Source organism: Amycolatopsis sp. cmx-11-32, assembly GCF_047608695.1.
In the GTDB taxonomy this organism is placed as follows: domain Bacteria; phylum Actinomycetota; class Actinomycetes; order Mycobacteriales; family Pseudonocardiaceae; genus Amycolatopsis.
Map to the genome: position 1 here is coordinate 401,832 of NZ_JADNQN010000003.1, position 16,189 is coordinate 418,020.

The window sequence follows — 16,189 nt, forward strand, 5'->3', positions numbered from 1 at the left end:
GCTTTCCTGGAAATACCGGCGAGTACCGACGATCGACGAAGGACGGTGAGATATGAGCCCGGCCAGCAGCGCCACCGCGGTCGCCGACCTGCCCATACCGACCCCCGGACGACGACGGGAACGATCCTCCCGGCCGATCGAACTGTCGGGGTCCTTCACCCATGAGGGTCACCGGCTCACCTACACCGAGTTCGGCTCCGGCGACCGGGTCGTCATCCTCACCCACGGCATCATGCTGACCCGGCGGATGCACGCCCCGCTCGCCCGCAAGCTGGCGCGAGCGGGTTTCCGGGCCGTGACGCTCGACCTGCTCGGTCACGGTGACTCGGACCGGCCCACCGAGTCGTGGCTGTACTCGATGCCCGCGTTCGCGGAGCAGACCGTCGCGCTTCTCGACCACCTGGACATCGACGCCGCCGTCATCGGCGGGACGTCGCTGGGCGCCAATGTCGCCCTCGAGGTGGGCGTCGCCGCTCCGGACCGCGCGCTCGGGCTGATCGTCGAGATGCCCGTGCTGGACAACGCGATCGTCTCCGGGCTGATCACGTTCACGCCACTGCTGATGGCCGCCCGGTTCCTGCCGGTGACCGTGCAGGGGGTGGCGCTGGCGGCGAAACTCGTCCCGCACGGCAACCAGTGGGTCGACGTGGTCACCGACACGCTTTCCCAGCAGCCCGCGCCGATGGCCGCGCTCCTGCACGGCGTGCTCTTCGGCCGGATCGCGCCGCCGAAGTCGATCCGGCGGAAGATCGAGACCCCAGCACTGGTCATCGGGCACGAGCGCGACCCGATCCATCCTTTCGGTGACGCGGACACACTGGCCGCGGACATGCCTGCCGCCGAGTTCGTCCAGGCCCGCAGCCCGGTCGAACTACGCTTCGACCCGAGCCGCCTGACCGAAGCCATCGTCGACTTCTCCGCGCGCTGTCATGACCGTTGAGCCGGCGCCGACCCGGAACTCGGGCGCGGAGGAACTGCGGACGGAACGGCTGCTGCTGTGCCGTCCCGCGCCCGAAGACCTCGACGCGATCTTCGCTCTCCACACCGATCCGGTGGCCTGCGAGCACAACCCTTCGGACCTGATCGAGACCCGCAAGGAAGCGGAACTGCTGCTGCTCCGCTGGTCGCACCAGTGGGACCGGTACGGATTCGGGTACTGGACGGTCCGGCGGCAGGACTCACCGGAGCCGCTCGGGTTCTGCGGGGTGAAGATCGTCGGCTTCCGGCGGCACGCGGTATTGAACCTCTTCTACCGGTTCTTTCCGTTCTCCTGGGGCGCCGGGTACGCGAGTGAGGCAGCCACCGCGGCAGTGGACTGGGCGCGCACCCACCGGCCGGACGACGTCGTGATCGCCCGCGTCCGGCCGGAGAACGTCGCGTCACAGCGGGTGGCGCTCCGGGCCGGTCTGCTCCGGGCAGACGAATTCGACACCCCCGGCGATGACGGGGCCGACTGGTTTTACTGCTCCCAAGACGATCAGGAAGACTGAGCCAGCCCCGCCACCGGGCCGAAGACGATCACCGCTGGCGGCCGCACCCCGGCCGCCGCCGCGTCCTCGACCACACTGTCCAAAGTGGAGCGAAGAACCCGCTGCGTACGCATCGTGCCGTCCTCGACGATCGCCACCGGCGTGTCCCCCGGCCGCCCCTCCAGGAGCGCCTTCGTGAACAGCGGAAGGCGCTCGACGCCCATCATCAGCACGATCGTCCCGCGCATCTTCGCCAGCAGATCCCAGTCCACCAGCGACTTCTCGTCGTCCGGCGCGACATGGCCGGTCACCACCACGACCTCGTGGGCGACGCCGCGATGGGTCACCGGGACGTCCGCGGCGGCGGGTACGGAGAACGCGCTGGTGATGCCCGGAACCATCGTCACCGGGATGCCCGCTTCGGCGCAGGCCAGGACTTCCTCGAAGCCGCGGCCGAACAGATACGGATCGCCGCCCTTGAGCCGCACGACGAATTTGCCCGCCTTGGCCCGGTCGATCAGGGTGGAGTTGATCACTTCCTGGCTGGCGGCACGACCGTAAGGGATTTTCGCGGCGTCGACGATCTCGACGTGGGGAGAAAGTTCGTCGAGCAGTTCGCGCGGGGCCAGCCGGTCGGCGACGACGACGTCGGCCCTGGCGAGGAGACGGCGGCCGCGGACGGTGATCAGTTCCGGATCGCCGGGGCCACCGCCCACCAGTGCGACGCCGGGAAGGTCGTCGTGAGCGTCCGGCACGCGGCCGTCGGCGACGGTACCGGCACGCAGGCCGTCGAGGATGCTGTCCCGGACCGTGGCCGACCGCAGCGGCTCGCCACCGGAGAGGACCCCGACCAGCAGTCCGCCGTGCCTGCCCGAGGCCGGGGTGACCGCGCTGCCGAGGTCACCGTCGTCGGCGCGAACGCAGAAGACCCGTACGCGTTCGGCCTCGGCGCACACGGCGGCGTTGACCTCGGGGTCGTTGGTGCACGCCAACGCGTACCAGGCGTCGGTGAGGTCACCCTCGGCGTAGCGGCGTTCGTGCCAGACGATCTCCCCGGCGTCGGCCATGGCGCTCACCGACGGCGTCGTGTGCGGCGAGACCAGCTCGACCCGCGCGCCGGCACCGATCAACCGGGGCAGACGGCGCTGGGCGACCGTCCCGCCGCCGATCATCACGACACGACGGCCTGCCAGGTCGAGGCCGGAGAGGTAATGCGGGTCATCCATGCGGGGCAGTGTAAGGATCCATCGGCCCGGACCGCGATCCGAGTGAGAACCGCCTCAGCGCTCCAGCAGGGCCAGGAGTTCGGTGTTGCCGAACATCTTGGCCGCGTCGATCGCCGACGGCTCCCCCGCCGCCGGGTCCGCGCCGCCTTCGAGGAGCGCCTTCACGACGGCGGGCTCGTTCTTGAAGACCGCGCCGGCGAGCGGGCTCTGACCGCGGTCGTTCTCGCGGTTCGGGTCGGCTCCGCGCTGGAGCAACGCCGCGACCGTCTCCGCGTGGCCGTGATAGGCGGCGAGCATGACCAGCGTGTCGCCCCGGTCGTTGGTCAGATTCGCCGAAACGCCCGCGTCGACGTACGCGGCGAGATCGGCCGTCGCGCCCGCCCTGGCGAAGGCGAACACCTTCGCCCACAGCGCCAGCAGTTCGGGATCGAATTCCTCGGCCTGTCCGGAGTTCTCCGTCATGCGGCCGATTCTCCCACAGGAACCGCGGTCCGGACGGCGTGTCACACCGCCCGGACCGGCGGGCTCAGTGTCTGTCGGTGAACCCTCGACCGCTATCGCGGTGGCAGGGCGCTGCCTGGCAGATCACGTCACGGTGGGCGAATAGGGCGCCCTGCCACCGCGATAGCGGGGCCTTCGGCCGGGCGGGTTCACGCGTTCGGATAGGGCAGCAAGGCCATCTCACGGGCGTTCTTGATCGCCGTGGCGACCTGTTTCTGCTGCCGCGGCGTCAGGCCGGTGACCCGGCGGGCGCGGATCTTGCCGCGGTCGGAGACGAACTTCCGCAGCAGGTCGGCGTCCTTCCAGTCGACCTCGGTGATCTTGTTGGCGTGCAACAGGTTCGTCTTCCGCTTGACGGGGCGGTCCCGGCTCGGCTTCACCAGCTCGACTTCGTGACGCCGGGCAGTTCGCCGTTGTGCGCCAGCTGCCGCATCCGGACCCGCGAGAGCCCGAATTTCCGCAGGTAGCCGCGCGGGCGGCCGTCTGCGGTGTCGCGATTGCGGATCCGGGTCGCGCTGGCGTCCCGGGGCATCGCCTGCAGGGCCGACACCGCGACCGCCTTCTCTTCTGGCGACGCGGACGGCGAAGCGATGGTGGCCTTCAGCTCACGACGGCGCTGGACGTGGCGCGCGGCGATGACCTTGCGCTGCTCGTTCTTGGCGATCTTGGACTTCTTGGCCATCAGCGTTCCTCCTTGAACTCGACGTGCTTGCGCGCGACCGGGTCGTACTTGCGCAGCACCATGCGGTCCGGGTCGTTCCGGCGGTTCTTCTTCGTGACGTAGGTGTAGCCGGTGCCGGCGGTCGAACGGAGCTTGATGATCGGCCGGATGTCGGTGCTCTTGGCCATCAGAGCTTCACCCCTTTCGCGCGGAGTTCGGCCACGACGGCCTCGATTCCCCGCTTGTCGATGGTTTTCATGCCCTTCACCGAGACCCGCAGCCGGACCCAGCGCCCTTCGCTCGGCACGAAGTAACGCTTGGCTTGCAGGTTCGGCTCCCAGCGCCGGGACGTGCGCCGATGCGAATGCGACACCTGCTTCCCGTAGCCCGGTTTGCGGCCGGTGACCTGGCACACGGCTGACATACACCCTCCTAAGTTGATATCGGTTGTCGTTTTCATTTACTGTACACAGTCGAACCAGCCCGCAATCGACGCCCCGGAGCTTCAGTGACCGAAAACCCGCGCGTGCCCCTCGTCCTGATCAGTGGCCTCGCACCGGGACCGAACGCCGACCTCGCCGAGCGGCTGCGCCTGGCCAAGCTCGGTACCGCCGTCGTGCACCACGACCTGAGGCAGATTCACTCCGGAGTGGTAGAACGGCGGATCCAGCTCGGCGACCGCGACCAGCTGACCGTCCTCGAACTGGCGCACGGCTGCGTCTCGTGCACCCTGCGCGAAGACCTGTTGCCGCTGCTGCGCAAGCTCTCGCAGCAGCCACAGGTCCGGCGGATAGTGGTCCGGCTCGACGAAGCCATGGAACCCGAACCGGTCAGCTGGGCGCTGCACAACGTCCTCGTCGGCGAGCGACCGGTGATCGAGGACGTCGATCTCGAGGCCGTACTCGCCGTCGTCGAGTGCGCCGGCTGGCTGGCCGACACCACCGGCGACGACATTCTCGCCGAGCGGAACCTGCAGGCCAGCCCGGAGGACGAGCGCACCGTCGCCCAGGTCGCGCTGGCACAGGTCGAATTCGCCGACCTGGTCGTCCTCGCCGGCGCCGCGACCGACGCCTGGTCGGCGGCGAAGGCGTCGGCGGTGCTCGATCGGGTCGCGCCGTCGATCCCCCGCGTCGAACTGTCCGCCGTGGACGGAAAGACCGTGCTCGACGCCGTCCCCGCCGGAGCCCGGCGCGGCGAGGTCACCGACATGCACGGACCGCTGCTGCGCGGTGAACCGCCGTTGCACACCGACTGCGGGATCGGGCTGCTCACCTTCACCTCGCAGCGCCCGTTCCATCCGGAGCGCCTCCACGACGCGATCGACGTCCTGCTCGACGGCGTCGTCCGGAGCCGGGGGCGGCTCTGGGTGGCGAGCCAGCCGGACATGGCGCTGTGGATCGAGTCGGCGGGCGGCGGGCTCGGTATCGGGCACGCCGGGCCGTGGCTCGCCGCCCCCGGCGGGCCGGACTGGGCCGACGTCTCCCCCGAACGCCGCACGCTCGCGTCCCTGCGCTGGGACCCGCTGTACGGCGACCGCGCGCAGGAACTGGTCGTCGTCACCGATCAGGCCACCCCCGACGAGGTCGAAGCCGCCCTGAACGGGGCGCTGCTGACCGACGAGGAACTCGCCGCCGGGGAGCGGGAATGGCTCCGCTACCCGGATCCGTTCGGCGAGTGGCACGAAGAGCCGTGTGAGGACACGGAAATCGATCCGGCGAAACACGACGCGAATGTGTCGAACCGAAAGGACGAAACGCAGTGAAACCCGGCATCCACCCCGACTACCACCCCGTGGTGTTCAAGGACCTCTCCACCGGGGACGCCTTCCTGACGCGGTCCACCGCCACGTCCGAGCAGACCATCGAGTGGAGCGACGGCAACACCTATCCGGTGGTGAACGTCGAGATCAGCTCGTGGTCGCATCCGTTCTGGACCGGCACCCAGCGGATCATGGACAGTGCGGGACAGGTCGAGAAGTTCCATCGCCGATACGGGCGCCGCGGGGGTGCGAAGTAATGGCCGTCCCGAAGCGGAAGATGTCGCGCAGCAACACCCGGTCCCGGCGCTCGCAGTGGAAGGCGGCCGTGCCCGATCTGGTGCCGATCAAGGTGAACGGTGAGACGAAACTGGTGCCGCGCAAACTCATGAAGCACTTCTATCGGGGTGGAGAGTGACGACGCCGGTCACGGTGCTGTCCGGCTTCCTCGGTGCGGGCAAGACGACCGTGCTCAACCACGTCCTCGCCAATCGCGAGGGGCTTCGGGTGGCGGTGATCGTCAACGACATGAGCGAGGTCAACATCGACGCCGCGCTGGTGCGGGACGGGAACAGCCTCTCCCGCACCGAGGAACGGCTCGTCGAGATGACCAACGGGTGCATTTGCTGCACCCTGCGCGACGACCTGCTGGAAGAGGTGTCGCGGCTGTGCGCGGACGGGCGGTTCGACTACCTGCTCATCGAATCCAGCGGGATCTCCGAACCGATGCCCGTGGCGGCGACGTTCTCCTTCGCCCGTGAAGACGGCGCCACTCTGCTGGACTCCGCGTGCCTGGACACCATGGTGACCGTGGTCGACGCGGTGAACTTCGAGCGAGAACTGTCGACCGGGGACGCACTGACCGAACGCGGGCTAGACCAGTACGACGGGGATGAGCGGACGGTCAGCGATCTGCTGATGGACCAGATCGAATTCGCGGACGTCCTCCTGCTCAACAAGGCGGATCTCGTGCCGTCCGCTTCGCTCGAACGGTTGACGGCGGTGCTGCGGCGGCTGAACCCGGCCGCCGAGGTGATCATCTCGACGCACGGCCGAGTCCCACTCGATCGGCTGCTCGGCACCGGGCGCTACGACGTCGAGCGGGCGCAGGAAGCACCCGGCTGGGTGGCGGAACTCAACGGCGATCACGTCCCCGAGACCGAGGAGTACGGGATCTCCAGCGTGGTCTTCCGCGCCGGGCGGGCGTTCGACGCCGAACGGTTGTGGGACTTCGTCGGCAGGCTCGATTCCGGCGAGTTCGGGACGGTCCTGCGCTCGAAGGGGTTCTTCTCGCTGGCTTCACGGCCCGGGGTGACCGGGCTGTGGTCGCAGGCCGGGTCGGTCGCCCGGTTCGAGCCGCAGGGTGTCGAGGACACGCCGCGACAGGAACTCGTGTTCATCGGGGTGGGGCTGGCGAAGAACGCTTTGCTGGACTCGCTCGAGGGCTGTTTGTCCACTGTGGAGTTCGGTGGGGCGGATCCTTTTCCTGCGTGGGAAGCCGTGCACGTCCACTAATCTGGTCGCTACCCCACCGCAAGTAGTCCTCTAGTTGCGGTCGTTGCGTGTGCAACTACCGCAACTAGAGGACTACTTGCGGTCAGTCGGCGAGTACTTGTTCACGCAGGATGTCGGCGTGTCCGCAGTGCTGAGCCAGCTCCCGCAGCACTTGCAGGTACACCCAGCGAAGCGTCCGCGGCCCCATCCGGTGCCCGGTCACGACCGTGTCCAGCGGCAGGTCCGCGACCGCCGCCCTGGCCGTGGCGCAAGCTTCCCGATGGGCCGCCGTGATCGAGGCGACGGTGTCGTCGTCGGCGAGCCGGAAGGATTCGTCCGGATCCCGGGCCAGGCCGAGCTCCCGGCGGGACGCGCCGCCGACGCACTCCTCGAACCAGACCCGCTGCATCCACGTCACGTGCTTGAGCAGCCCGAGCAACGTCGTCGCCGACGTGACGAGCCGGCGGCGGGCCTGCTCCTCGGTAAGACCGTCGAGAGTCGTCTCGATGGCGCCGCGATGTTCCTCGATGAACGCGTCGAACTGTGTGCGTTCGTCGTCCAGCGGCACAGCGAACGAACCCATCCGAATCTCCTGTCGTCGCAAGTCGATCAGTAGTCAGCCAGAGCAGCAGCCACCGGCGGGCGCGGCGCCCTCGTAGGCGTCATGCCAGTTCCACCATTCGTACGGCGGCGTCTGCGGATACCCCTCCGGCGAATCCTCCCACTCCTCCTGCCGCCCCAACGCGGTGATGTCGAGGTAGCTCCACGTGCTCCCCATCGCCTCGTCACCGCGATCGTGGACGAAGTACGTCCGGAAGACCTGGTCGCCTTCGCGGATGAAGGCGTTGGTGCCATGCCATTCGCCGACCCCGAAGTCGACGTCGAAGTCACCGGTGATCGTGTACCAGGGCATCGTCCAGCCCATCCGCGCCTTCATCCGCGCGAGATCCGGCTGCGGTCCGCGTGAGGCGAAGGCCAGCGTGGTGTCGCGGGCGTTCAGATGGGCGACGTGCGCGACCTGATCGGCGACCAGCGAGCAGCCTTGGCAGGCATGGTCGGGGAAGCCTTCCACGCCGGGTTCGAAGAAAGCCCGGTAGACGATCAGCTGACGGCGCCCCTCGAACAGATCCAGCATGCTCACCGCCCCGTTCGGTCCCTCGAACTCGTACGGCTTCTCGACCGCGGCCCACGGCATCCGCCGCCGCTCGGCCGCGAGCGCGTCACGGGCGCGGGTCAGCTCCTTTTCCTTGACCAGCAGGCGGAGCCGCGCTTCTTCCCATTCGGCCGGGGACACCGTGTTGATCTTCATGATCCCTCCAGATGGTCTTTCAGAGCCGCGAGCGGCCCGTCCCAATCGCGGGCGAGCGCGGCGAGGAACTGCTGGGCGACCTGCATCGGGGCCGAGTGCAGCCGATAGCGCACGCGGCGCCGCTCCCCCTGTTCCGGGGTCACCAGGCCGGCATCGGTGAGCACGGCGAGGTGCTTGGCGATGGCCTGCCGGGTGATGGGCAGCCGCTCGGCCAGATCGGTCGCCGTGGCGGGGCCTGCCGAGGCGAGGGTGGCAAGGATGCTCCGCCTGCTCGGGTCGGCCAGTGCGACGAAGACCTGTTCGGCGATCGCTTCGATGTCAGACGGCATCGAGGTATTCGATCAGTTCGCCCAACTCGGCCGCCCACCCCTTCGTGTTCCCTTCGAACGCGACGCTGTGGGTGTCGTCCGGAAGCTGGGAGAAGCCGGACTCGACGACGGTGAGCCGCGTGCCCGCGCCGACCGGTTCGAGGGTGAACTCGACATAGGTGCGGCGCGGGTCGTCGTCGGGCAGGCCGTAGATGTTCCAGGTGAAGCCGAAGATCTCCGGCTCCTCGACGCGCTCGACGCGCATGTTCGCCCTGTGCCCCTCGTCCCATTTCATCTCGGCGTCACCACCGGGCCTCAGGTCGATGCTCGCCTGGTTCCCGAACCAGGTGCCCAGCCCCTCGGCCGTGGTCAACGCGGCCCAGACCTTCGCGGGCGGATGGGCGATCTCGACGGTGCGTTCGATGCGGTCGGGGAATCCCACGACGACCTCCTCAAGTAGCAATCAATCGGTTGCCATATCTTTGTATAGCAACCAGACGATTGCGTCAAGGGTGGCTCAGGAAGCCGAGTACAGCGCGCCGAGGAACTCCAGCAGCAGACGTTCACGCAGCGGGCCGGGTGCGGTGGCCAGCAGTGCGTTGATCTCGGCCATCCGGGTCGGCAGGCCCGCGCCGCCGCCGAGACCCGCGGCCGCCAGCAGCCCGGCGAACTGCTCCGAGGTCAGCGTCGCGGGATCGAGCGCGGCCACGAACTCCGCCACCTGCGGATCGACGACGACCGGCCCGGACTCACGGGCGGCGTCGACCGAAGCGGCGAGGCTGTCGAGAAATTCGGTTTCACTGCCCCGGTTCGCGGCCGTCACGGTCAGGTGCAGGTTCGCGGGCGAGGACTCGTGGGCGAACTGGGGCTGGACGTACCAGCCGCGCTCACGCATCTCGTCCGCGACGGTGAACAGGTCGAATCCCGCACCGGTGTCCACGGTGAAGGCGAGCAGCGTCGAGATCGGGTCGCCGAGGACACGCAGTCCGTCCAGCGCCTCGACTCCCGCGCGGATTTGCACGGCCGCCTCACGCGCGGCCGAAGCCAGTTTCGCGTAACCCTCGTCGCCGACGTGACGCACCACCGCCCACGCCGCCGCCAGCGGGCCACCCGACCGCGTGCTCTGCAACGTGGTGTTCAGCATCGTGTAGCCGGGCCAGTCGGCGCTGGCGAAGTAGTGCGTGCGGCGTAGTCCTGCGTTGGCGTGCAAGAGAACCGACACGCCTTTCGGGCAGTAGGCGTACTTGTGCAGGTCCACCGAAACGCTGGTGACCCCGGGGACGTCGAAACCGAAAGGACCGAAATCCAGGTACGGCAGGACCCAGCCGCCGATGCAGGCGTCCACATGGAACCGGACGCCGTCCAGCAGCGCCGCGATCTCCGGGATCGGGTCGAGGACGCCGTGCGCGTACGACGGCGCGCTCGCGACGACGAGCACCGTGGTGTCATCGACCGCCGCGGCCATCGCTTCGGGAACCGCGCGGAAGGTCACCGGATCGACCGGTACCGAAATTACGCGGACACCGAAGAAATGCGCCGCCTTGTGGAACGCGGCGTGCGCTGTCGTGGGCAGCACGATGCTCGGCGACGTCACTTCGGGATGCGCGTCGCGGGCGGCCAGAACGGCGAGCATGCACGACTCCGTGCCGCCCGAGGTCACCGAACCGACCGTCTCCGCCGTGCCGCCGAGCAACCGCGCGGCGGTGCCGACGAGGTCGTTCTCCATCCGCAGCAGGCTGGGGAACGCGGTCGGGTCGAGGCCGTTGGCCGACGACGCCAGCGCGTGCGCCGCCGCGCCGAGTTCGTCCACTTCGGACAGACCGCTGTCGTAGACGTAGGCGAGTGTCCGGCCTCCGTGCGTCGGCAGGTCCCCCGCGCGTAGTTCGCGCAACTCCCGGAGGACGTCTTCGGCGGTCATGACCGGCGCTCCAGCACGGACTTCCGCAGCAGCGGGATACCCAGCACGATCAGTACGGCCGGAAGGATGGACGTGCCAAGCAGGATCGCCGTGAGCGCACTGTCGGGCTGCTCGGCGTTGGCGCCGAGACTGGACTGGTAACCACCGAACTGCAGCACGAGGCCCCACAGCCCCGGTCCGAGCGCGAGTCCCAGCGTCTCCGACGCGGTCCAGACCCCGGCGGCGACCCCGGCCCTGGTCTCACCGGTCCGCTCCTCCTCGTCGCTGATCAGGTCGGGCAGGATCGCCAGCGGGAACACCGAGATCCCCGCGTACCCGACACCGCAGAAGGCGACGAACACCATCGTGATCGCGAACGGGAACACCTGGGCACCGAGAAGTCCCAGCAGGCCGACGCCGAACGCGGCGGTGGCGATGCGGAAACCGGCCAGCTTCCCCAGGCTCGCCCCGAGTTTCGGCCACAGCGGCATGGTCAGCAGCGCCGGGCCGACGAACCCGACGAACAGGACTGTCGAGTAGGCGGAGTTGCCGAGGATCCGCTCGGCGAAGAACGGGATCGCGGCCAGCACCGTGCCGATGCCGAGTGCCTGGACGAAGTAGATGCCGAGCAGCCAGCGGAACGGCCGCCACCGCGCGAGCGTCCGGAACAATTCGCGCGGGCTCACCGTGTTCGGCCGCAGCGCGCCGACGGGAGCGTCCTTCAGTCCGAAGTACACACCGAGTGTCGCGAGCAGGATGATTACGGCGATGAACAAGCCCATGACGCGGTAACCCGAGACGCCGCCGACGAGTTCGGTGATCGCGGGCGCGCCGCCACCGGCGATCAGGATGGCGACGGCGAGGAAGCCGATCCGGACGCTGGTCAGCTTCGTGCGCTCTTCGGCCGAATCGGTCAGCTCGGCGGGCAGCGCGTTGAACGGCACCTGGAAGAACGCGTACGCGGTGGCACCCAACAGGAACATGACGACTACGTAGATCGCGTCGGGCACCGGGCCGCCGAAGCCCGGGTGTGCGAACAGCGCCGCGAAGAAGACCGAGACGCCAATGCCGCCGAAGAGCAGGAATCGGCGGCGGCTGCCGGTCCGGACCAGGTCCGCGTCCGAGAGCCTGCCCGCGATCGGGTTGAAAAGCACGTCCCAGGCCTTGGGCACGAACACGATCAGGCCTGCCACGCCCGCCGCGACGCCCATCGTGTCGGTGAGGTACTTCAGGAGGAGCAGGCCGGGAACCGTGCCGAACGGGCCGGTGACGAACGAGCCGAGCGAGTAGCGGTACCTCGTCCGTGCTGGCAGGACTGCCATGATCCTCCTCGAGGCGATTCTCCCGATGAAGGCCTCAGTATTGGATCTTGGCCACCACCGGGTAGTGGTCGGAGGGAATCGTGCCACCGTCGTGATGCACGAGCTGTACCGGGCCGACAGCGGCGAGTGGGCGGCCGCCCGCACGCACGGCTCCGACGTAGTCGAGCGAGTCCCGGTAGGTCGCCGGAACGGACTTCGCGGCGTGCGGGTTCGTCGCCGCGTCGAAGGTGTACGCGCCTTCGCCCGTCGTGCGGAGGACGCCGCCGAGAGCGGCTTCTCCCTGCTGGACCTGGGCCCGGCCTTGGGCGTCCTTGCGCGCCTGTCCCGCCCAGAACTCGATGTTCAAGTCCCCGGCGATGACGACCGGCTCGCCCGCGGGCGCGTATTTCGTGACCAGATCCCGGATCTCGCCGAGCTGCGCCATCCGGACCTCGTGCGCCTTCGGCAATGTCTCCGGCCCCTCGTCGGCCTGCATGTGGGTACCCGCGATCCAGAGCGGCTTCCCGTTCACGACCAGCCGGGCGAGCGCGGCGCCCTTGTTGGACAGGTAATCCGCCGTGCCCGAGTGGGAATTGCGGAAGACCAGCTGGTGTTGTTCGGTCACCGGCGCCTTGCTCAGCACGGTGACCCCGCCGTTGACCACGATGGGCGAGTTCGAGCAGTTCCCGTTCACCGAGTTCCAGCCCGCGGAGGTCTTGCAGTACTGGCCGACGAGCGGAGTCTGGTACGGCCAGACGTCCTTCAGCCGGTTCCGCGTCTCCTCCGCCTGGGCGCTGAACGCCTCGTCCAGGACGACGACGTCGGCGTCGTTCGCGCGGATGACGGCTTCCGCCGCGAGAGCCCTCGCCTGCTTGTCGGCGGTGTTCGGACTGGCGACCCACGGCAGTTGCCAGATGTTGAACGCCATGACCTTCACCGAGACCGCGGCTTGGGCGGGGACGGCGGTTCCGGCGAACATGGCGGCGGCGATGGCGAGCACGGCGAGCTTCCGCACGAAAGACCCTTCCTCAGGAGACGACGAACGTCCGCGAAGTTCCGCTGAACGCGGAGATCACCCCGTTCCAGCCGTTCTTCCAGTTGCCGAAGTGGACCACGCGGTATTTGCCGATCGGGGCGTTCGGGGGGATCTTCCAGTGGACGACGGCTTTCGATTCGGCGACGAAAGTCCGTGCCCAGTGGTACTTCGTGTCCCAGTCGCCGTCGTCGGCGTGCCGGACCCAGTTACCGTCGAGCAACCGCTGGATCTCCAGGAACGTGCCTCCGCGCCGGAGGTCGTTCTTCGGGTGCCCGGTGACGAACTCGACGGCGACCTGTTCACCGCGCGCATAGGTGCTCTTGGCGTCGACCAGGACGTCGCCGAAGTTCTTGAACGCGGGCGCGCTGTCGAAGACGACGCCGGGCTGGAAGTTGATCAGCTTGCCGCGCAGGTCCCGAGGTATCGGCCCGTGCGGGACGGTCTTCCCTGCCTTCATCGCGGCCGCGAGTTTGGCGAATTCCTGCTGGTAGGCGGGAAGTGTGTACCGGCCGTAGAGGGTCGACGCGCCTTCGTACTGCTGCGAGTCGTACTCCTCCGGGGTGGTGACGTACTGGCTGTAGGCGTTGGAGTAGCCCTGGACGAGCACGTTCTCCAGTGGGACACCCAGTTCCGCCGCGACGGTCCGGCGCAGCCGCAGGCCGGAGACGATGGTCAGTTCGGCGGGTACGGCCACCAGGTGCAGCTGTCCGATCCGGACGATCTGCAGCGGCAAGACCTCGGGCGTCCACGGATACGGCTTCATCGCGCCGAACGGGACGGCGACCACCTTCGGCGCCTGCGCGTCGGCGAGTGCCTGCGGGATCGGCGCGTCGATGCCGCCGAGCCAGTCGATGAACGGGTTCTTCACACCTTCCGGCAGCGGCAAGCCGGGGCCGTCTTCGCGGCTGCCCGCCAGCATCGACACCCCGATCGCGGCCGTGCAGGTGTGCTGCGGCCGCCCGTTCGGCGTGTACTTCGCGTCGACCGCCACATCGGACATGTCCACGTAACACATCCGATGGTCGACGCCGCCCGTCACGGCCTCGGCGGCCGCGTCGAAGGCACTCCTCGCCGCGCGGAACTGGAGGTCGCCGATGGTGCGGGTGTTCTCGAACTCCGTCTCCGGCGTCCCCGGCGAGAGGTTCAGGTTCGGGCTCATGTCGCCGGTGTTGGTCTGCGGGAACGCGGCGACGAACCGCGGGTTCCCGTCGAGGTAGCGTACGCCGGCGTGGTCGTGCTCCCATTCGTAGGCGGCGTAACCCTTGTTGTCGCCGCTGATCAGGTGATTGCCGTTGCTCATCGACGTACCGTGCGTGGCGAACCAGCTGATCGCGCCGACGTCGGCGCCGTTCTGGCTGAACCGCAGCACGGTGACGGCCGGGTCGATCGCCTGCGGGAAATGGTCCTTGTCCGCCTGCGGGTTCAGGTCGAACGCCTTCCGGGAGCGGTTGACGCTCGCCTTGGTCAGTTCCGCACGGCCGAGCCGGATCGACCCGGGCGCGACGTTCGCGTGTGCCCGGCTGATCGCCTCGAAGATCCCGTCGACGACGGCGTCGTAGACCTCCTGCTGAAAGCCGAGGATCGCCAGATCGTAGGCGGCGTAATGGGAATCGCCGCCGCACGCGGAATGGGTGTGCGTGGCGTTGAGGAGCACGTTCTGCTCGGAGTACAGGTCGCCGTACGCGGCCTTGAGCTTGCGCATCACGCCCTGGTGCACGGACTGGAACAGAGCGCCGAGGTCGGCGGTCACGAACGCGATCCGCTTGGCGCCGTCGTCGACCACGAACGCCCGCGCCCGGGTGCGGAGGTGGATGCCGGCGGTCTGCTGCTGCGGCATCGAGTAACCCATCATGCCGTTCTCGGCGGCAGGACCGGTGACGTCGGAGATGCCGATACCGACGCGGAAACCTTGCCGCTGCGGCGTTTGTGCCGCCTGCGTGCCCTGAGCGCTCGGCGCGCCGAGCACGCCTGCCGCGACCGGCAAGGCCGCCGCACCCGCAAGAACCCGCCTCCGGCTCACCGCCATGAGTAGCACCTCCCGGCCGCGAACATGAACGGACTTCATGTTCGTGGGCGGGACGCTACGTGATGGGGCTCACTCTGGCAACCCACGAAGGAGCTGAAGGGGACTTTCCCCGCGTCTCACGCGGTGAAGGGCGCTTTCCCCGCATCGCACGCGGGGAAAGTCCCCTTCAGCCCCTACGAAAGGGTGTCCGCGACTTTTGCGAGCGTCGCCGCGTCACCCCGCAGGAGCAGCGTGGTCACCACGGTCTCCTTCCACGCGGCGAGTTCGTCGCGGATCTTTCCCGCCGGTCCGATCAGCGAGGTGTCCTCGACCAACGACGTCGGGATCGCGGCGGTCGCCTCGTCCTTGCGCCCGGCCAGGTACAACTCCTGGACCTTGTCGGCGACGTCCTCGTACCCCATCCTGGCGAAGACGTCGTGATGGAAGTTGACCGATTTCGCGCCCATACCTCCGATGTAGAGCGCCAGCGACGGTTTGATCCAGCTCGCGGCCTCCTCGACGTCGTCGTGGACGAGCACCGGCACGGACGCGGCGACCTCGAACTCGTCGAAGCCGTGCCTGGCACCGGGGCGCGAGAAGCCCTCCTGGAGCGCAGTCCGATAGAAGGCGTCGCTCTTGGGCGAGAAGAACAGCGGAAGCCAGCCGTCGCAGATCTCCGCCGACAGCGCCACGTTCTTCGGTCCCTCGGCGGCGAGGAAGATCGGGATCTCCTCGCGGAACGGGTGCACTGTGGACTTGAGCGCCTTCCCGAGCCCGGTCCCGCCCCGCAGCGGCAGCTGGAAGTGCTGCCCGTCATGGGTCACCGGCGCCTCACGCGCGACGACCTGCCGCACGATGTCGACGTACTCGCGCGTGCGGGCCAGCGGCTTCGGATACGGCTGCCCGTACCAGCCCTCGACCACCTGCGGCCCGGACGCGCCGAGCCCGAGCACGAACCGGCCGCCGGAGAGGTGGTCCAGGGTCAGCGCGTGCATGGCCGTCGCGGTCGGGGTGCGGGCCGACATCTGGACGATGTTGGTGCCGAGCTTGATCCGGCTGGTCGACGCGCCCCACCAGGCGAGCGGGGTGAACGCGTCCGAACCGTAGCCCTCGGCGGTCCACACGGAATCGAAGCCGAGTTCTTCGGCCTTCAGCACCGCGTCCAGCGCACCCTCGGGCGGACCGGAGGACCAGTAACCGAGGTGGTAACCAAGCTTCATCGAGGC

The 16,189-nt window shown here is 68.6% G+C and carries 21 protein-coding genes; 6 read left to right on the forward strand and 15 right to left on the reverse strand.

Features of this window, described 5'->3' with window-relative positions:
• The first annotated feature begins 52 nt into the window (after positions 1-52).
• A complete protein-coding gene (locus tag ACM6LR_RS10750) occupies positions 53-940 on the forward strand; it encodes an alpha/beta fold hydrolase (RefSeq protein ID WP_414938843.1) in 888 nt (295 codons plus the stop codon).
• On the forward strand, positions 930-1,490 hold the full coding sequence (locus tag ACM6LR_RS10755) for a GNAT family N-acetyltransferase (protein WP_414938842.1): 561 nt from the start codon (positions 930-932) through the stop codon (positions 1,488-1,490). Before ACM6LR_RS10750 ends, ACM6LR_RS10755 begins: the two co-directional genes overlap by 11 nt.
• Here ACM6LR_RS10755 and cobA read toward each other — a convergent pair.
• The 6 genes from cobA to rpmB form a co-directional block, all read right to left on the reverse strand.
• Complete coding sequence (gene cobA / locus ACM6LR_RS10760; protein WP_414938841.1) at positions 1,478-2,695, reverse strand: uroporphyrinogen-III C-methyltransferase; 1,218 nt, start codon at positions 2,693-2,695, stop codon at positions 1,478-1,480. The two genes, ACM6LR_RS10755 and cobA, sit on opposite strands and share 13 nt — an antisense overlap.
• Before the next feature lie 54 nt (positions 2,696-2,749).
• Complete coding sequence (locus tag ACM6LR_RS10765; RefSeq protein ID WP_414938840.1) at positions 2,750-3,157, reverse strand: ankyrin repeat domain-containing protein; 408 nt, start codon at positions 3,155-3,157, stop codon at positions 2,750-2,752.
• A gap of 188 nt (positions 3,158-3,345) precedes the next feature.
• Entirely contained in the window at positions 3,346-3,579 is a 234-nt protein-coding gene (gene rpsR, locus ACM6LR_RS10770) for a 30S ribosomal protein S18 (RefSeq protein ID WP_414939149.1), read from the reverse strand.
• Positions 3,573-3,878 (reverse strand): 30S ribosomal protein S14, encoded by a 306-nt coding sequence (rpsN, locus tag ACM6LR_RS10775; RefSeq protein WP_414938839.1) that lies wholly within the window; start codon positions 3,876-3,878, stop codon positions 3,573-3,575. The genes rpsR and rpsN overlap by 7 nt, the downstream gene beginning before the upstream one ends.
• Positions 3,878-4,045 carry a 50S ribosomal protein L33 gene (rpmG, locus tag ACM6LR_RS10780; protein ID WP_005149953.1) on the reverse strand — a complete coding sequence of 56 codons (168 nt, stop codon included), beginning with the start codon at positions 4,043-4,045 and terminating at the stop codon, positions 3,878-3,880. The genes rpsN and rpmG overlap by 1 nt, the downstream gene beginning before the upstream one ends.
• Entirely contained in the window at positions 4,045-4,281 is a 237-nt protein-coding gene (gene rpmB, locus ACM6LR_RS10785) for a 50S ribosomal protein L28 (protein WP_005149951.1), read from the reverse strand. Before rpmB ends, rpmG begins: the two co-directional genes overlap by 1 nt.
• 84 nt (positions 4,282-4,365) lie before the next feature.
• On the opposite strand from rpmB, the gene mrf reads away from it, so the two are divergent.
• From mrf to ACM6LR_RS10805, 4 genes are read left to right on the forward strand one after another with little or no spacing between them, the layout of a single operon-like run.
• Positions 4,366-5,619 (forward strand): ribosome hibernation factor-recruiting GTPase MRF, encoded by a 1,254-nt coding sequence (gene mrf, locus ACM6LR_RS10790; protein WP_414938838.1) that lies wholly within the window; start codon positions 4,366-4,368, stop codon positions 5,617-5,619.
• Entirely contained in the window at positions 5,616-5,873 is a 258-nt protein-coding gene (locus ACM6LR_RS10795; RefSeq protein ID WP_410657886.1) for a type B 50S ribosomal protein L31, read from the forward strand. The genes mrf and ACM6LR_RS10795 overlap by 4 nt, the downstream gene beginning before the upstream one ends.
• Entirely contained in the window at positions 5,873-6,031 is a 159-nt protein-coding gene (gene rpmF, locus ACM6LR_RS10800) for a 50S ribosomal protein L32 (RefSeq protein WP_414938837.1), read from the forward strand. The genes ACM6LR_RS10795 and rpmF overlap by 1 nt, the downstream gene beginning before the upstream one ends.
• Positions 6,028-7,128, forward strand: coding sequence for a GTP-binding protein (locus tag ACM6LR_RS10805; protein WP_414943670.1), 1,101 nt, complete (start codon positions 6,028-6,030; stop codon positions 7,126-7,128). Before rpmF ends, ACM6LR_RS10805 begins: the two co-directional genes overlap by 4 nt.
• Before the next feature lie 82 nt (positions 7,129-7,210).
• On the opposite strand, the gene ACM6LR_RS10810 is transcribed toward ACM6LR_RS10805, so the two are convergent.
• From ACM6LR_RS10810 to ACM6LR_RS10850, 9 genes are all read right to left on the reverse strand, one after another.
• Positions 7,211-7,690 carry a DinB family protein gene (locus ACM6LR_RS10810; RefSeq protein ID WP_414938835.1) on the reverse strand — a complete coding sequence of 160 codons (480 nt, stop codon included), beginning with the start codon at positions 7,688-7,690 and terminating at the stop codon, positions 7,211-7,213.
• A 33-nt stretch (positions 7,691-7,723) separates the two neighbouring features.
• Positions 7,724-8,416 carry a DUF899 domain-containing protein gene (locus tag ACM6LR_RS10815; protein WP_414943671.1) on the reverse strand — a complete coding sequence of 231 codons (693 nt, stop codon included), beginning with the start codon at positions 8,414-8,416 and terminating at the stop codon, positions 7,724-7,726.
• Positions 8,413-8,745: an ArsR/SmtB family transcription factor gene (locus ACM6LR_RS10820; protein ID WP_414938833.1), complete on the reverse strand. Its 333-nt coding sequence runs from the start codon at positions 8,743-8,745 to the stop codon at positions 8,413-8,415. Before ACM6LR_RS10820 ends, ACM6LR_RS10815 begins: the two co-directional genes overlap by 4 nt.
• Positions 8,735-9,166, reverse strand: coding sequence for an SRPBCC domain-containing protein (locus ACM6LR_RS10825; RefSeq protein WP_414938832.1), 432 nt, complete (start codon positions 9,164-9,166; stop codon positions 8,735-8,737). The genes ACM6LR_RS10820 and ACM6LR_RS10825 overlap by 11 nt, the downstream gene beginning before the upstream one ends.
• 75 nt (positions 9,167-9,241) lie before the next feature.
• A complete protein-coding gene (locus tag ACM6LR_RS10830) occupies positions 9,242-10,642 on the reverse strand; it encodes a pyridoxal phosphate-dependent decarboxylase family protein (RefSeq protein ID WP_414938831.1) in 1,401 nt (466 codons plus the stop codon).
• The gene (locus ACM6LR_RS10835; RefSeq protein ID WP_414943672.1) at positions 10,639-11,943 is read right to left on the reverse strand and encodes an MFS transporter; all 1,305 of its coding nucleotides are present in this window, start codon (positions 11,941-11,943) and stop codon (positions 10,639-10,641) included. The genes ACM6LR_RS10830 and ACM6LR_RS10835 overlap by 4 nt, the downstream gene beginning before the upstream one ends.
• A 34-nt stretch (positions 11,944-11,977) precedes the next feature.
• Complete coding sequence (locus tag ACM6LR_RS10840; RefSeq protein ID WP_414938829.1) at positions 11,978-12,937, reverse strand: sphingomyelin phosphodiesterase; 960 nt, start codon at positions 12,935-12,937, stop codon at positions 11,978-11,980.
• Between the two features lie 13 nt (positions 12,938-12,950).
• A complete protein-coding gene (locus ACM6LR_RS10845; protein ID WP_414938828.1) occupies positions 12,951-14,984 on the reverse strand; it encodes a neutral/alkaline ceramidase in 2,034 nt (677 codons plus the stop codon).
• Positions 14,985-15,157: 173 nt separating this feature from the next.
• Positions 15,158-16,183: an LLM class F420-dependent oxidoreductase gene (locus ACM6LR_RS10850; protein WP_414943673.1), complete on the reverse strand. Its 1,026-nt coding sequence runs from the start codon at positions 16,181-16,183 to the stop codon at positions 15,158-15,160.
• Positions 16,184-16,189: the final 6 nt, after the last annotated feature.

Bases quoted from the DNA above. Each gene is read 5' to 3' on its own strand.
- ACM6LR_RS10750 (WP_414938843.1), top strand. From the start codon at position 53: ATGAGCCCGGCCAGCAGCGCCACCGCGGTCGCCGACCTGCCCATACCG.
- ACM6LR_RS10755 (WP_414938842.1), top strand. From the start codon at position 930: ATGACCGTTGAGCCGGCGCCGACCCGGAACTCGGGCGCGGAGGAACTG.
- cobA (WP_414938841.1), bottom strand. From the start codon at position 2,695: ATGGATGACCCGCATTACCTCTCCGGCCTCGACCTGGCAGGCCGTCGT.
- ACM6LR_RS10765 (WP_414938840.1), bottom strand. From the start codon at position 3,157: ATGACGGAGAACTCCGGACAGGCCGAGGAATTCGATCCCGAACTGCTG.
- rpsN (WP_414938839.1), bottom strand. From the start codon at position 3,878: ATGGCCAAGAAGTCCAAGATCGCCAAGAACGAGCAGCGCAAGGTCATC.
- rpmG (WP_005149953.1), bottom strand. From the start codon at position 4,045: ATGGCCAAGAGCACCGACATCCGGCCGATCATCAAGCTCCGTTCGACC.
- rpmB (WP_005149951.1), bottom strand. From the start codon at position 4,281: ATGTCAGCCGTGTGCCAGGTCACCGGCCGCAAACCGGGCTACGGGAAG.
- rpmF (WP_414938837.1), top strand. From the start codon at position 5,873: ATGGCCGTCCCGAAGCGGAAGATGTCGCGCAGCAACACCCGGTCCCGG.
- ACM6LR_RS10810 (WP_414938835.1), bottom strand. From the start codon at position 7,690: ATGGGTTCGTTCGCTGTGCCGCTGGACGACGAACGCACACAGTTCGAC.
- ACM6LR_RS10815 (WP_414943671.1), bottom strand. From the start codon at position 8,416: ATGAAGATCAACACGGTGTCCCCGGCCGAATGGGAAGAAGCGCGGCTC.
- ACM6LR_RS10820 (WP_414938833.1), bottom strand. From the start codon at position 8,745: ATGCCGTCTGACATCGAAGCGATCGCCGAACAGGTCTTCGTCGCACTG.
- ACM6LR_RS10830 (WP_414938831.1), bottom strand. From the start codon at position 10,642: ATGACCGCCGAAGACGTCCTCCGGGAGTTGCGCGAACTACGCGCGGGG.
- ACM6LR_RS10835 (WP_414943672.1), bottom strand. From the start codon at position 11,943: ATGGCAGTCCTGCCAGCACGGACGAGGTACCGCTACTCGCTCGGCTCG.
- ACM6LR_RS10845 (WP_414938828.1), bottom strand. From the start codon at position 14,984: ATGGCGGTGAGCCGGAGGCGGGTTCTTGCGGGTGCGGCGGCCTTGCCG.
- ACM6LR_RS10850 (WP_414943673.1), bottom strand. From the start codon at position 16,183: ATGAAGCTTGGTTACCACCTCGGTTACTGGTCCTCCGGTCCGCCCGAG.